Source organism: Stenotrophomonas sp. S4, assembly GCF_054187805.2.
This window is the reverse complement of record NZ_CM196188.1, coordinates 113084-126984: the sequence shown is the minus strand read 5'-3', so window position 1 is coordinate 126984 and position 13901 is coordinate 113084. Positions and strand designations below refer to the sequence as shown.

Here is a 13901-nt window from a genome sequence, read left to right as displayed (position 1 = left end):
GGGCTGCAAGCCCTGCCGAAACCCACCCAACCATGACTGCAGTCACTTGCCCGAAGCCGCCGCGCTGGCGAAAGTCAGGCAGTTGACGTGATCGGCTCGGCCTGTTGCCGACCGCACGCAAGCGAGAGAGAGAAACGCTGTGCAACGACGTGAGTTCCTGGCTTTTTCCGGTCTGGGCCTGGCGGGCCTGCTGCTGCCGCATTCCCGTGCCATCGCCGCCGAGCAACTGCTCGCCCCGGTCGACACCCTCCAGCGCAGGCGCCTGGCGGACGTGGCGCTGGCCACCGCACGCACGGCCAAGGCCAGCTACTGCGATGTGCGCATCGGCCGCTACCTCAACCAGTCGGTCATCACCCGCGAGCACCAGGTCGGCAATGTGACCAACCGCGAATCGTCCGGCGTGGGCGTGCGGGTGATCGTCAACGGTGCCTGGGGATTTGCCGCGACCCACCAGCAGACCGAGGCCGCCGTGCGCGCAGCGGTCGAGCAGGCGGCGGCCATCGCCCGCGCCAACGCCGGCATCCAGACCCGGCCGGTGCAGCTGGCGCCGACGCCCTCGGTGGGCGAGGTGCGCTGGCAGACGCCCGTCCGCAGGAACGCGATGGCGGTGCCGATCCAGGACAAGGTCGAGCTGCTGCTGGCACTCAACGCCGCCGCGCTGAATGCGGGTGCCGACTACATCAATTCCACCCTGTTCCTGGTCAACGAACAGAAGTACTTCGCCTCCAGCGACGGCTCGTTCATCGACCAGGACATCCATCGCATCTGGCTGCCGTTCACCGCCACCGCCATCGACAAGGCCAGCGGCAGGTTCCGCACCCGTGCCGGCCTGTCCTCGCCGATGGGCATGGGCTACGAGTTCCTTGATGGCGATGCGCGCGGCAAGGTACACCTGCCCGGTGGCATCACCGCTTACCGCGATTCCTACGACCCGGTCGAGGACGCCATTGCGGCCGCCCGCCACGCGCGCGAGAAACTGAAGGCGCCGTCGGTGAAGCCCGGCAAGTACGACCTGGTGCTGGACCCGTCCAACCTGTTCCTGACCATCCACGAGAACGTCGGCCACCCGCTGGAGCTGGACCGCGTGCTCGGCTACGAAGCCAACTACGCCGGCACCAGCTTCGCCACGCTGGACAAGCGCGATGCGGGTTTCCGCTGGGGCAGCGACATCGTTACCTTCTTCGCCGACAAGACCCAACCCGGCAGCCTCGGTGCAGTCGGCTACGACGACGAAGGCGTCAAGACCCAGCGCTGGGACTTGGTGCGCGACGGCATCCTGGTCGATTACCAGGCCACCCGTGATGAAGCCCACATCCTCGGCCGCGATGCATCGCATGGCTGCAGCTATGCCGATTCCTGGTCCAGCGTGCAGTTCCAGCGCATGGCCAATGTCTCGCTGGCGCCGGGCAAGCAGCCGCTCAGCGTCGAGGACATGATCAAGGACGTGGAGAACGGCATCTACATCCACGGCCGCGGTTCGTATTCGATCGACCAGCAACGCTACAACGCGCAGTTCGGCGGCCAGCTGTACTACCAGATCAAGGACGGAAAGATCGCCGGCATGGTCGAGGATGCGGCCTACCAGATCCGCACGCCGGAATTCTGGAATGCCTGCACCGCCATCTGCGATGAACGCGACTTCCGCCTGGGCGGTTCGTTCTTCGACGGCAAGGGCCAGCCCGGCCAGGTCTCGGCGGTCTCGCACGGTTCGTCCACCACCCGCTTCAACGGCATCAACATCATCAACACCGCGCGCAGTCTCGGCGCTTGAGCCACCCATCCTTCGACATGGAGAGCAGCCTTGCAAAGACGTGACTTCCTGGCCCTGACCGGGCTTACCGCGGGCGGGCTGATCGTGCCCTCCTTCTTCGGCAAGGTGATCGCCGCCGAACAGCTGCAGTCCAGCCTCGACCCGGCGCTGAAGAAGCGCCTGGCCGACGCCGCCCTGCAGGCCGCGCGCAGCGCCGGTGCCACCTACTGCGACGTGCGTATCGGCCGCTATCTGCGGCAGTTCGTGATCACCCGCGAGGACAAGGTGCAGAACGTGGTGAACACCGAGTCCACCGGCGTGGGCATCCGCGTGATCGTCAACGGTGCCTGGGGCTTCGCCGCCACCAATGCGCTGGGCACCGCCGACGTGGCCAAGGCCGCGCAGCAGGCCGCGGCGATCGCCAAGGCCAATGCCGGCGTGCAGACCGCCCCCGTGCAGCTGGCCAAGACGCCGGGCGTGGGTGAGGTGAGCTGGCGCACGCCGATCCGCAAGAATGCGATGGAGGTGCCGATCAAGGACAAGGTCGGCCTGCTGCTGGACGTCAACGCCGCCGCGATGGGCGCCGGTGCCAGCTTCGTCAACTCGATGCTGTTCCTGGTCAACGAGCAGAAGTACTTCGCGTCCACCGATGGTTCCTACATCGACCAGGACGTGCACCGCATCTGGGCACCGATGACGGTCACCGCCATCGACAAGACCAGCGGCAAGTTCCGCACCCGCTCGGGCCTGTCCTCGCCGATGGGCCTGGGCTACGAGTACCTCGATGGCGCCACCGCCGGCAAGGTGGTCAGCCCCAATGGCGTGGTCAACTACAGTTCTTCCTACGACATGAAGGAGGACGCCATCGCCGCCGCCAGGCAGGCGCAGGAGAAGCTGAAGGCACCGTCGGTGAAGCCGGGCAAGTACGACCTGGTGCTCGATCCGTCGCACACCTGGCTGACCATCCACGAGTCGATCGGCCACCCGCTGGAACTGGACCGCGTGCTCGGCTACGAAGCCAACTACGCCGGCACCAGCTTCGCCACCCTGGACAAGCGCGAGCAGCATTTCCAGTACGGCAGCGAGCTGGTCAACATCTTCGCCGACAAGACCCAGCCGGGCAGCCTCGGCGCGGTGGCGTACGACGACGAAGGCGTGAAGTGCAAGCGCTGGGACCTGATCAGCAACGGCAAGCTGGTGGACTACCAGACCATCCGCGACCAGGCCCACATCCTCGGCAAGACCGAGTCCGACGGCTGCTGCTATGCCGACTCGTGGTCCAGCGTGCAGTTCCAGCGCATGGCCAACGTGTCGATGGCACCGGGCAAGAAGCCACTGAGCGTGCCCGACCTGATCAAGGACGTGGAGAACGGCATCTACATCATCGGTGACGGTTCGTTCTCGATCGACCAGCAGCGCTACAACGCGCAGTTCGGCGGCCAGCTGTTCTACGAGATCAAGAACGGCCAGATCACCCGCATGCTGGAAGACGTGGCCTACCAGATCCGCACGCCGGAGTTCTGGAATGCCTGCACCGCCGTGGCCGACGAGCGCGACTACCGCCTGGGCGGTTCGTTCTTCGACGGCAAGGGCCAGCCCGGCCAGGTCTCGGCGGTCTCGCACGGTTCGTCGACCGCGCGCTTCAACGGCATCAACGTCATCAACACCGCACGCAGCCTCGGCTGACCGGTCAGGAGCCCTTACACCATGAGTATCTTCACCGAAGCCCAGGCCAAGGCCATCCTCGACAAGGTCATCGCCCTGTCCAAGGCCGACGAGTGCACCGCCGTGCTGGCCGGCGCGATCAGCGGCAACATCCGTTTCGCGCTGAACAATGTCTCCACCAGCGGCATCGTCGACAACACCGAGCTGGCGGTCACCGTCGCCTTCGGCAAGCGCGTCGGCACTGCCTCGATCAATGAGTTCGACGATGCCGCGCTGGAACGCGTGGTGCGCCGTGCCGAAGACCTGGCGCGCCTGGCCCCGGAAAACCCGGAGTTCATGCCGGCCATCGGCAAGCAGAGCTACCGCGCCAGCCCGACCTTCAGCGAATCCACCGCTGCGATCGATCCGGCGTTCCGCGCCAAGGTTGCCGCCGATTCGATCGCCCCGTGCCGGGGCCACGGCCTGATCGCCGCCGGCTTCCTCGAGGACGGCCAGGGCTTCCAGGCTACCGCCAACAGCAACGGCAACTTCGCCTACCAGCGCACCACCAACTTCGATTACACCTGCACCGTGCGCACCGAAGATGGCCGCGGTTCGGGCTGGGTCGGCCGCAACCTGAAGGATGCCGCCGACTTCAAGGCCGACCAGGACATCCGCATCGCCATGCGCAAGGCCACCGAATCGGCCGAAGCCAAGGCGCTGGAGCCGGGCAAGTACACGGTGATCCTGGAGCCGGCCGCGGCCGCGGGCCTGATCAGCTTCATGATGAACTTCTTCAGCGCACGCTCGGCCGATGAAGGCCGCAGCTTCCTATCGAAGAAGGGCGGTGGCAACAAGCTGGGCGAGCAGGTCTACGACCCGCGCGTGACCATGATCGCCGACCCGTGGCATCCGGATGCACCGGTGCTGCCGTGGGACAACGAAGGCCTGCCGCGCGAGCGCATGGCCATCATCGAGAACGGCAAGGTCGCCAACCTGGACTACTCGCGCTTCTGGGCGCAGAAGCAGGGCAAGACCGCCAAGGCCTCGCCGGGCAACCTGCTGATGAGCGGTGGCGACAAGAGCACCGCCGAGCTGGTGCGCGGCACCCAGAAGGGCATCCTGGTCACCCGTACCTGGTACATCCGCATGGTCGATCCGCAGACCGTGCTGCTGACCGGCCTGACCCGCGACGGCACCTTCTACATCGAGAACGGCCAGATCAAGCACCCGGTGAAGAACTTCCGCTTCAACGAGTCGCCGGTGATCATGCTCAACAACATCGAAGAGCTGGGCAAGCCGGTGCGCGTGGCCGGTGATGAATCCAGCTACGTGATGATGATCCCGCCGATGAAGCTGCGCGATTTCACCTTCACCTCGCTGTCCGACGCCGTCTGATGGATCGCCGGGCCTGCCTGCGCTGGTTGGCCGCTGCCGCTTCGGCGGCGGCGCTGCCAGCCTGGGCGCAGTCAGGCCCGCGCAGTTCACGCTACGACTTCTGGTTCACCCGGCTGCAGTACGACTCCGGTGACTGGGACGTGGACGCGCGCATGCCGTCCAACCTGATCACCTCGCTGATCGACTACACCTCGCTGCGCGTGGACCCGCAGGAACACGTGGTGGCGCTGGCCGACCCGCGCATGCTGGAAGCGCCGTTCTGCTACCTGGCCGGGCACACGCTGGTGGAGTTCAATGCCGCCGAGCGGCAGAACTTCGTGCGCTACGTGCGCAATGGCGGCTTCGTCTTCGTCGACGACTGCAACCATGATATCGATGGGCTGTTCGCCACCTCGTTCGAGGCACAGATGGGCCGCCTGTTCGGTCCGAAGGCATTGCAGAAGCTGCCCAACAGCCACGCGCTGTACCGCAGTTTCTTCCGCTTCCCGGATGGCCCGCCCGCCACCAGCTTCGAACTCAACGGCTGGGGCGACGACCTGGTGCACGACTACCTGAAGGGCATCGAGGTCGACGGCCGCCTGGGCCTGCTGTACAGCAACAAGGACTACGGCTGCGAGTGGGACTACGACTGGCGCAACAAGCGTTTCCTGGCCGAAGACAACACCCGCTTCGGCGTCAACATCGTGATGTACGCGTTGAACAATTGATAGGACCTGCACGCCCATGACCTCCCCCGACCTCGATTCCCTGTTGCCGCGCCTGGATGCGCTGCGCGCCGCGCTTGCACGCGCAGTGGTGGGCCAGCACACCGTGGTCGAGCAGCTGCTGATCGGCCTGCTCGCCGGCGGCCACTGCCTGCTGGAAGGCGCGCCGGGGCTCGGCAAGACCCTGCTGGTGCGCTCGCTCGGGCAGGCGCTGGAGCTGCAGTTCCGGCGCGTGCAGTTCACCCCGGACCTGATGCCCAGCGACATCCTCGGCACCGAGCTGCTGGAGGAAGACCACGGCACCGGCCATCGCCATTTCCGCTTCCAGCAGGGCCCGATCTTCACCAACCTGCTGCTCGCAGACGAACTCAACCGCACCCCGCCGAAGACCCAGGCCGCGCTGCTGGAAGCGATGCAGGAGCGCACGGTCAGCTACGCCGGCACCACCTACGCATTGCCCGCGCCGTTCTTCGTGCTGGCGACGCAGAACCCGATCGAGCAGGCCGGTACCTACCCGCTGCCGGAGGCACAGCTCGACCGCTTCCTGCTGCACGTGCTGGTGGATTACCCCAGCGAGGACGAGGAACGGCAGATCCTGGAACAGACCACCGGCGGTGCCACCGACGCGGTGCCGAAGGTGATGGAGGCCGAAGCGGTGATCGCCCTGCAGGCCGCAGTACGCCAGGTGCATGTCAGCCCGGATGTGCTGGCCTGGATCACCCGCCTGGTGCGCGCCAGCCGTCCAGGCGAAGGCGCACCGGCAGCGATCAACCAGTGGGTGAAGTGGGGCGCGGGCCCGCGCGCCGGGCAGTCGCTGGTGCTGGCGGCGAAAGCACGCGCACTGCTGCAGGGCCGCTTCGCCGCCACCCGCGAGGATGTGCAGGCACTGGCCGCGCCGGTGATGCGTCATCGCCTGCTGCTGTCGTTCGCCGCCGAGGCCGAGCAGAAGCGTGCCGACGACGTAGTCGCCGCCCTGCTGCAGGCCGTGCCGTTCCCGGGTTGAGCCACGCGTGAACGCAGGTGCCCCGCTGACGTTGCCACCGGAACTGCGTGCGCGCCTGCGCATGCTGCGGTTGCGGCCGCGCCTGGCCAGCGGTGCCAGTGGCATCGGCCAGCACGCCAGCCGCAGCCGCGGTGCCGGCCTCGAATTCGCCCAGTACCGGGCCTACGAACCGGGCGACGAGCTGCGTCAGATCGACTGGAAGCTGTACGCACGCTCGGACCGCTTCTTCGTGCGCGAATCCGAACGCGAAAGCCCGATCACGGTCTGGCTGCTGCTCGATGCCACCGCCTCGGCCGGCCAGGCCGATCGCGTGGCACCGCAGCGCACGCGCCTGGACCACATGCGCGGCGTGGCCGCGTGCGTGGTGGAGCTGGCCCTGCAGCAGGGCGACCGTTTCGGCCTGCTGGCGATCAATGGCGATGGACTGCAACTGGTGCCCGCAGCGAACGGCGCACGCCAGCGTGATCGCGTGCATCTGCAACTGCATGCCCTGCAGGCACGCGGTGGCTGGCCTGCGGCCGATCGACTGCGTCCCCTGTGGGAGCGCGTACGCCCGGGCGACCTGCTGCTGGCAGTTGGCGACGGCTTCGACGAAGCCGGCATCGCGCTGCTGGAACAACTGGCCAGCGCGCGCCGCGAAGTGGCGCTGCTGCAGATCCTCACCGCCGACGAGCGCGACTTCCCATTCGACGCCGGCCATCGCTTCCGCGATCCGGAGACCGGCGAGGAACTGCTGGGCGATGGCGCGGCGATCCGCACCGACTACCTGCAGCGCTTCGCTGACGCACGCAGCGCATTGCAGTCGCGCCTGCAGGCCAGCGGCATCGCCAGTGCCACCGGCTGGCTCGACCAGCCGCTGGACCAGGCACTGCAGGCGCTGTTCGGTCGTGGGGGCGGTGCATGAACCTGCTGTTCCCTTTGGGCCTGGCCGCGCTCGCTGCAGGGTTGCTGCCGCTGCTGATCCACCTGGCCCGCCGCCATCCGTACACACCGCTGAATTTCGCCGCGCTGCGCTGGCTGCGCGCACAGATCCGGCCACGCCAGCGCATCCGCTTCGATGACTGGCCATTGCTGCTGGTGCGCCTGCTGTTGCTTGCCGCGCTGGCTTTGCTCCTTGCACGGCCTGCGTTGACCGGGCCTGCACCAGCCCCCACTGCGTGGACGGTCGTTGCTCCAGGGCTGGACGCGACCGCTCTGCGCGGCGTCGCCGACGCGGGCAACTGGCATTGGCTGGCGCCCGGCTTCCCGGCCATTGATCAAGTGCCACCTGCGTCCACGGCCTCCCTGCCCAGCCTGCTGCGCGAACTGGACGCACAACTGCCCGCGGGCACCGCAGTGACCGTGCACGTTCCCGATCCCCTGACCGGCCTGGACGGCGCACGCCTGCAGCTGTCGCGCGAGGTGCAGTGGCGGCCGCAGCCGATGCCGGTCGCTGCGCAACCGCGTGCCGCAACATCGCCGCGCCTGCGCGTGCACAGCGATGCTTCGGCCACCGCCCAGCATTGGTTAAATGCATTGCAGCGCGCGTGGGGCGTGCAGGCGCCGCTCGCTCCTCTGGTGGCGGATGCGCTGCCCGAACGCGGCGAGATCGGCGTATGGTGCCGCGACGGCGCACTGCCGGCGAACTGGCAGGCGTGGCTGCAAGACGGCGGACATGTAGTGACTGCCGGCAAGCCTGCCGCCGAGGCCAGCATCCTGCTGCGCAACACCGAGGGCGCCCCGCTGCTGTGGCGGCAACGCATCGGCCACGGTGTCCTGCTGTCTCTGCCCGGCGACTGGGATGCCTCAGGCAATGCTGCGCTGCGCGATCCGCAGTTGCCGCGTGCCCTGCTGCTGGCCCTGCAACCGCCTCCGCTGCCACGCCTCGGCGATGCACAGGACCAGGCACCCCGCCAGGCAACACTGCCTGCGGCAACGCCGCCGCTGCGCGAGCTCACCCCGTGGCTGCTGCTGGCCATCGTGCTGCTGTTCGCGCTGGAGCGCTGGATGGCCAGCAGTCGCCGACGCAGGGTGGCCGCATGAACACCCTGCAGCACGCCTGGCAACGCGCGCGCCGCCGCCGTGCACTCATCACCCTGCTGCTGGGCCTGCCGTGGGCGCTGGCCGCAACGGCGCTGGCGCTGCGCCTGGCGGGCTTCGACATCGCCTGCGTGGTTGGCACTGTCGGCCTGCTCGCCTGCGCAGCGCTCGCCACGGCACGCTCCCGCCAGCTGGACCAGCTGTGGTTGCAGCGCCAGCTCGATGGCAGCGGCGCCAGCGAGGACAGTGCCGACCTGCTATTCGCCGATGCCGCCATGCTCAATCCGCTGCAGCAGCGTCAGCGCGCGCACGTGCTGGCCGCGCTGGAACGTGCGCTGCCGGAACTGCGTCCGCGCTGGCCGCGTTGGGCATTGGCGCTGTGCTGGATCGCAGGCCTGGCCATCGTTGCGCTGGCAGTCGGCTGGCCACGCTCCAGCCCCGGCTCCGCGCCAGCCCGTGCGTCGGCGCCTGGCAGCACGGCTTCCGCGGGCCCACTGCACCTGCAGTCCACCCGCCTGCGCATCGACGCGCCAGCCTATACCGGCCAGGCCACGCTTACCCAGAACGCACTGGATGCCAAGGTCGCCGCCGACAGCCGGCTGTCGTGGTCGTTGCGCTTCGATCGCGCGCCGGACAAGGCATGGCTGCAGTTCCACGATGGTCGCCGGCTGCCGCTGAACGAACACGACGGCCAGTGGCAGGCACAGGACGTGGCGCGCACGCCGGTGCTGTACCGCGTGGTGAGCGAACCGGCATTGGCCGGAACCCGCCTGCATCGCCTGGACGTGGTCGCCGACCGCGCGCCCAGCGTACGCGTGCTGGAGCCGGCCGCCAGCCTGGTGCTGGGCACGCCCGGGCAACGCCAGTGGTCGCTGCGCTTCGAAGCCAGCGACGACTACGGCGTAGCCGCGCAGGCAACGCTGTCGATCACCACCACCCAGGGCAGCGGTGAGAACATCACCTTCGTGAAACGCAGCGTCACGCTTGCCGGCAGTGGCGAAGCCACCGCGCGGCGTTTCGCCCACACGCTTGATCTGGCTGCGCTGGGCGCACAACCGGGCAACGATGTCATCGCCCAGCTGGAAGTGCGCGACAACCACGCGCCAACACCGCAGACCGGGCGCAGCAGCAGCGTGATCCTGCGCCTGCCCAGCGCCGAAGTCGCGCTCGGTGCCGAACTGGAAGGCCGCATCAAGAAGACCCTTCCAGCCTACTTCCGCAGCCAGCGGCAGATCATCATCGATGCCGAAGCACTGATCCGGCAGCGTCGCAGCCTCGCCGCCGAGGACTTCGTGAAGCGCAGCGATGCGATCGGTGTCGACCAGCGCATCCTGCGCCTGCGCTATGGCCAGTTCCTGGGCGAGGAGAGCGAGGGCGCACCCAAGCCGCCGCCGACCAGCGACCTGCCCACCAGCGATGCACCGGCTGCAGACAGCCACAACGACGAACACGATCACGATCATGGCGCCGAGGCCGGAGCGCACGACGCGCATGGCCACGATCACGGCGGCAAGACGTCCAATGCCGATGCGCCACCGGTGTTCGGCGGCGCCACCGATGTGCTCTCCGAGTACGGCCACACCCATGACCATGCCGAGGCCGCGACCCTGCTCGACCCGCAGACGCGCGCCACGCTGAAGGCCGCGCTGGACCAGATGTGGTCAGCCGAAGGCGAGCTGCGCCAGGGCCGCCCAGAGCAGGCGCTGCCGTTTGCCTACAAGGCGCTGGCTTTCATCAAGCAGGTGCAGCAGGCCGAACGCATCTACCTGGCGCGGGTCGGGCCGGAGCTGCCACCGATCGATGAGGGCCGCCGGCTGGGCGGCGATCGCGCCGGACTGGCCAGTCGCGAACTACCGCTGGCCGCACGCACACCGCCCGACCCGGCCATCATCGAAGCCTGGCAACGCCTCGGCGATGACACGGCCCCCCCCGATCTCGATGCACTCGCCACCTGGCAGCAGCGCAATGCCGCCTACCTGCCCGATGCACTGGATCTGGCCGCCGCCATCGAACAGCTGCGCATCGAACCCGGTTGCCGCGACTGCCGCCAGCGCCTGCGCGCACAGCTGTGGCGGGCGCTGCAGCGGCCACTGCCGCAGGCGATGCGGCGCAACGCCGCCGATGCGATGGGGCAGCGGTACCTTGATGCGCTGGAGGCGCAGCCATGAACGCCTCCGCCGTGAACCTGTGGATTGCGCTGGCCCTCGCCCTGATCGTGGTCATCGCCAGCGTGCGCCAGCTGCGTGGCAATGCCACGCGCCGTGGCCGCCAGTGGATCGTGATTGGATTGCAGCTGATCGCTGCCACGCTGCTGTACTTCTGCCTGGCCCCCCCCACCCGCCAGCAACCTGCGGTCGGCCTGGTCGTGCTGGGACTCGATGCCGGCAAGGCCGGCGCGCCGCCGACCGGCGCAGGCCCGCTGCTGCTGTTGCCGGAAGCTACCGATGTGCCCGGTGGCCAGCGCGTGCCGGACCTGGCCACCGCGCTGCGCCAGCATCCGGCCTCCACGCTCACCCTGGTCGGTGCCGGCCTGGTTGCGCGTGACCGCGACGCGGTACTGCCACGCGACGTGCGCTGGCAGCCGGCAGCGCCGCCGCGCGGGTGGATCGCACTGCGGACACCCGCCGACACCACACCCGGCGCACGCTTCGACGTGCATGCACAGGCGCACGGCGTCACCAAGGCCAGGGCGGAACTGCTTGACCCCGCCGACAGCGTGGTCGATCGCGTCGACGTTGCCGAGGACGGCCACGTGCAGCTCAGCGGCATCGCCCGTGCCGAAGGCCGCAGCGTGTTCCAGCTGCGCCTGCTCGATGCCGAGGGTCATGTGGTGGACAGCACGCCGGTACCGCAGCAGACCCTGCCGGCGGCACCGCTGCGCCTGCTGGTGCGTGCCAGTGCGCCGGGCCCGGAGCTGAAGTACCTGCGCCGCTGGGCCGCCGATACCGGCATCCGCGTGCAGGTGCAGGCCGATACCGGGGCGGGCGTCAGCGTGGGAGATGGCGCGGTCGCGCTGGATGCAGCGTCACTCGCGCGCAGCGATCTGTTGCTGCTGGACGAGCGCAGCCTGGCCGCATTGAGTGCCGGCCAGCTGGCTGCCGTGCGGCAGGCGTTGCGCGACGGGCTCGGCGTTCTGGTGCGCAGTGCAGGCGCACCTGCAGCCAGCGCGCGCCAGCGCCTGCACGACCTGGGCCTACCGGTGCAAGGCGACGGCAGCAGCCATGCCCTCGAACTTCCCGGCGACGGCGACAGCGCGGTCCTCGCCGCACGGCGTGGCCCACTCGCCGCGGGTACGCTGCCGACCGGCTACGGCGAAGAGGCGGACCGCAGCTCGCACAATGCTCCCCTGCCTGCGCTGGAAGCACTCGCGCTGCAGGCACCGGGCAGCAACGCCCTGCTGCAGGATGGCACGGGCAAGGCGGTCGGCGGCTGGCGCGCTGCCGGCAAGGGCCGCATCGGCCTGCTGCCCATCACCGACAGCTGGCGCTGGGTGCTGGCCGGGCGCGATGACCGCCACGGTGAACTCTGGAGCAGCGTGGTCGCCACGCTGGCGCGTGCGCAGGGCAGCGGTGATGCGCTGTGGTCGACGCAGGCGCTCAGCTGGGCGGGCGAACGGCAGGCGCTGTGCGGCGTGAAGGCGCCACTGCAGGTGTTCAACGCACGCGGCGACAGCGTGCCCCTGATCGTCGACGGCGCGACGTCGGCCCTGCGCTGCGCCGGCTGGTGGCCGCGCGAGGCGGGCTGGCAGCGCCTGCAGCACGGCGACATCACGGTCTGGCGCTATGTGTTCGACCCGAAGGACGCACCTGCACTGCATCGGCAGGCAATGATCGACGCGACCTCGCAGGCGTTGGCCGTCAGCAGGCCGACGAACACGGCGATGATGCAGCCCGTGCCGGGCTCGCGCTGGCCCTGGTGGCTGGCGTTCGCGTTGTGCGCTTCGCTGCTGTGGTGGCTGGAGCGACGGCGCTGAGCCCGGGGTCGGATCCCTTTCGTCCACGAAAGGGCTCTGACCCCATCCGTCATGCGTCCTTCAACGCTTGCCAGCGCGCCGGTACACGCCATTGAAGCGCACGTTCATGCCACCGCACTCGCTGTTGTCGGCCACGACCAGTACATCCCCCAGCGAGTGCACCCGCACCTTGCAGGTGTCTTCAACGAATTCCACATCGGCGCCGCGCGGCGTTGCGCGTGCTTCCACCTGGCCCAGGTTCGGCCCATACGGGCGCTGTTCCGGCGTGGGGTTGGCAGAGGGCCAGTAGGCGTCGCCATCCACATGCAGTTGTCCACCCTGCACGGTGATGCGCAGGCCGTTGTCGCCATCTTTCCAGTGGCCCGTCCAGTCCTGCAGCGTTGGCACGGCCACCGGCAACGGCTGCAGCTTGCTGCGGTCGACCCAGCCGGCGCTGCCGCCCACCTTGTTCGGGAAGAACGCGCAGCGGTAGCGGCCCAGGTCGCGACCGGTCACCACCGTATCGCCGTTGACCACGTAGCTGCGCTGCCGGCAGGCCGGCTCGCCCTTTTCCGGGCAGCCGTCCATATCGCCGAGCAGGTACAGGCGCGGCGCATCGACCACGCGTGCCAGCGCGAACTGGCTCTGTTCGGAGGGGAACGCGCCATTGCGGCAGGCGCCATCACCGGCGATGCCGGAAGCAAAGGCGGACGCTGGCAGCAATGCAGCCAGCAGGCAGAACGAACGCAGGAACATGGCAGCGCCACCGGTTGAGGAACCGGCAGGATATACCGGCCTACTTCACCGCCGGCGGATCACAGCCATCCTGCTGCTGGCAGAAACGCAGCGCACGCTGCTGCTGTTCGGCACTGAGCTCCGGCGGCGGCCGGGCAATGGCGGACTGGATCTGGTCGGGGCCGCCGGTGAGCTTGTTCAGGCCCCGACCCGCCGCCAGCACGCCCTTGACCACGCCCATCATGATGTAGCCACCGCCCATGCTGACCTGCTCCGGTGACGGTGGCTCGCTCCAGTCGCGGCTGAAGCGGTTGTCGCCGAACTTCACCGGGTTCTTGAAGCGGTACAGGTCCAGCGGCTCGTCATCGGGCTTGAGCGCACGCACTTCGCCAAGGGTGGTGACGTTGTCCTGCGGCGGAGCGGCAGGAATCGGCGCGGTGGTGGCAGCCGGCGCATCCGCCGGGGGAGTCGGCGCTGGATCAGGCGCCGCTGCCGGTGGGGCCTGCTGCGCCTGCGCGAGACCTGCCAGCAGCAGGCCGGCCAGGAGTGCTCCCTGCGTTCCACGTCGTGCCACAGCCATCCGCCCTGTTGGTTGCGTCCAGCGCTCAAGGATACGGATGCCGGCTTCAGATTTCGTTGTGACCTGCGCCGGTGTTCAGCTTCCATCGGCGCCCCCTACGTGGTGACCCCGACCGC

11 protein-coding genes are annotated in these 13901 nt (G+C 68.7%); 9 read left to right on the top strand and 2 right to left on the bottom strand.

All coding sequences use genetic code 11. From position 1 onward, the window contains the following. The first annotated feature begins 139 nt into the window (after window positions 1–139). Genes ACUZUJ_RS00535 through ACUZUJ_RS00495 form a run of 9 tightly spaced genes read left to right on the top strand, consistent with a single transcriptional unit; the run spans window position 140 to window position 12491 of the window. Entirely contained in the window at window positions 140–1771 is a 1632-nt protein-coding gene (locus ACUZUJ_RS00535; protein WP_049443616.1) for a TldD/PmbA family protein, read from the top strand. A gap of 30 nt (window positions 1772–1801) precedes the next feature. Then, window positions 1802–3436, top strand: coding sequence for a TldD/PmbA family protein (locus ACUZUJ_RS00530; protein WP_049443614.1), 1635 nt, complete (start codon window positions 1802–1804; stop codon window positions 3434–3436). 21 nt (window positions 3437–3457) lie between these two features. Beyond that, entirely contained in the window at window positions 3458–4792 is a 1335-nt protein-coding gene (locus ACUZUJ_RS00525; protein WP_014035492.1) for a TldD/PmbA family protein, read from the top strand. After that, entirely contained in the window at window positions 4792–5499 is a 708-nt protein-coding gene (locus ACUZUJ_RS00520) for a DUF4159 domain-containing protein (RefSeq protein ID WP_014035491.1), read from the top strand. The genes ACUZUJ_RS00525 and ACUZUJ_RS00520 overlap by 1 nt, the downstream gene beginning before the upstream one ends. Before the next feature lie 16 nt (window positions 5500–5515). Further along, entirely contained in the window at window positions 5516–6499 is a 984-nt protein-coding gene (locus tag ACUZUJ_RS00515; RefSeq protein ID WP_458220847.1) for an AAA family ATPase, read from the top strand. Between the two features lie 7 nt (window positions 6500–6506). After that, the gene (locus ACUZUJ_RS00510; RefSeq protein ID WP_101764665.1) at window positions 6507–7403 is read left to right on the top strand and encodes a DUF58 domain-containing protein; all 897 of its coding nucleotides are present in this window, start codon (window positions 6507–6509) and stop codon (window positions 7401–7403) included. Continuing rightward, window positions 7400–8521 carry an N-terminal double-transmembrane domain-containing protein gene (locus ACUZUJ_RS00505; protein WP_458220848.1) on the top strand — a complete coding sequence of 374 codons (1122 nt, stop codon included), beginning with the start codon at window positions 7400–7402 and terminating at the stop codon, window positions 8519–8521. Before ACUZUJ_RS00510 ends, ACUZUJ_RS00505 begins: the two co-directional genes overlap by 4 nt. Then, a complete protein-coding gene (locus tag ACUZUJ_RS00500) occupies window positions 8518–10686 on the top strand; it encodes a hypothetical protein (RefSeq protein WP_458220849.1) in 2169 nt (722 codons plus the stop codon). Before ACUZUJ_RS00505 ends, ACUZUJ_RS00500 begins: the two co-directional genes overlap by 4 nt. Next, window positions 10683–12491: a hypothetical protein gene (locus tag ACUZUJ_RS00495; protein ID WP_101764662.1), complete on the top strand. Its 1809-nt coding sequence runs from the start codon at window positions 10683–10685 to the stop codon at window positions 12489–12491. The genes ACUZUJ_RS00500 and ACUZUJ_RS00495 overlap by 4 nt, the downstream gene beginning before the upstream one ends. A gap of 60 nt (window positions 12492–12551) precedes the next feature. Here the strand turns inward: ACUZUJ_RS00495 and ACUZUJ_RS00490 are convergent, their stop codons facing one another. Next, window positions 12552–13226 (bottom strand): hypothetical protein, encoded by a 675-nt coding sequence (locus ACUZUJ_RS00490; RefSeq protein ID WP_197622187.1) that lies wholly within the window; start codon window positions 13224–13226, stop codon window positions 12552–12554. A 40-nt stretch (window positions 13227–13266) separates the two neighbouring features. Next, window positions 13267–13785, bottom strand: coding sequence for a hypothetical protein (locus ACUZUJ_RS00485; RefSeq protein ID WP_458220850.1), 519 nt, complete (start codon window positions 13783–13785; stop codon window positions 13267–13269). Window positions 13786–13901: the final 116 nt, after the last annotated feature.

Coding starts and splice junctions, on each gene's coding strand:
- ACUZUJ_RS00525 (WP_014035492.1), top strand. CDS start 3,458: ATGAGTATCTTCACCGAAGCCCAGGCCAAGGCCATCCTCGACAAGGTC.
- ACUZUJ_RS00520 (WP_014035491.1), top strand. CDS start 4,792: ATGGATCGCCGGGCCTGCCTGCGCTGGTTGGCCGCTGCCGCTTCGGCG.
- ACUZUJ_RS00515 (WP_458220847.1), top strand. CDS start 5,516: ATGACCTCCCCCGACCTCGATTCCCTGTTGCCGCGCCTGGATGCGCTG.
- ACUZUJ_RS00505 (WP_458220848.1), top strand. CDS start 7,400: ATGAACCTGCTGTTCCCTTTGGGCCTGGCCGCGCTCGCTGCAGGGTTG.
- ACUZUJ_RS00500 (WP_458220849.1), top strand. CDS start 8,518: ATGAACACCCTGCAGCACGCCTGGCAACGCGCGCGCCGCCGCCGTGCA.
- ACUZUJ_RS00495 (WP_101764662.1), top strand. CDS start 10,683: ATGAACGCCTCCGCCGTGAACCTGTGGATTGCGCTGGCCCTCGCCCTG.
- ACUZUJ_RS00490 (WP_197622187.1), bottom strand. CDS start 13,226: ATGTTCCTGCGTTCGTTCTGCCTGCTGGCTGCATTGCTGCCAGCGTCC.
- ACUZUJ_RS00485 (WP_458220850.1), bottom strand. CDS start 13,785: ATGGCTGTGGCACGACGTGGAACGCAGGGAGCACTCCTGGCCGGCCTG.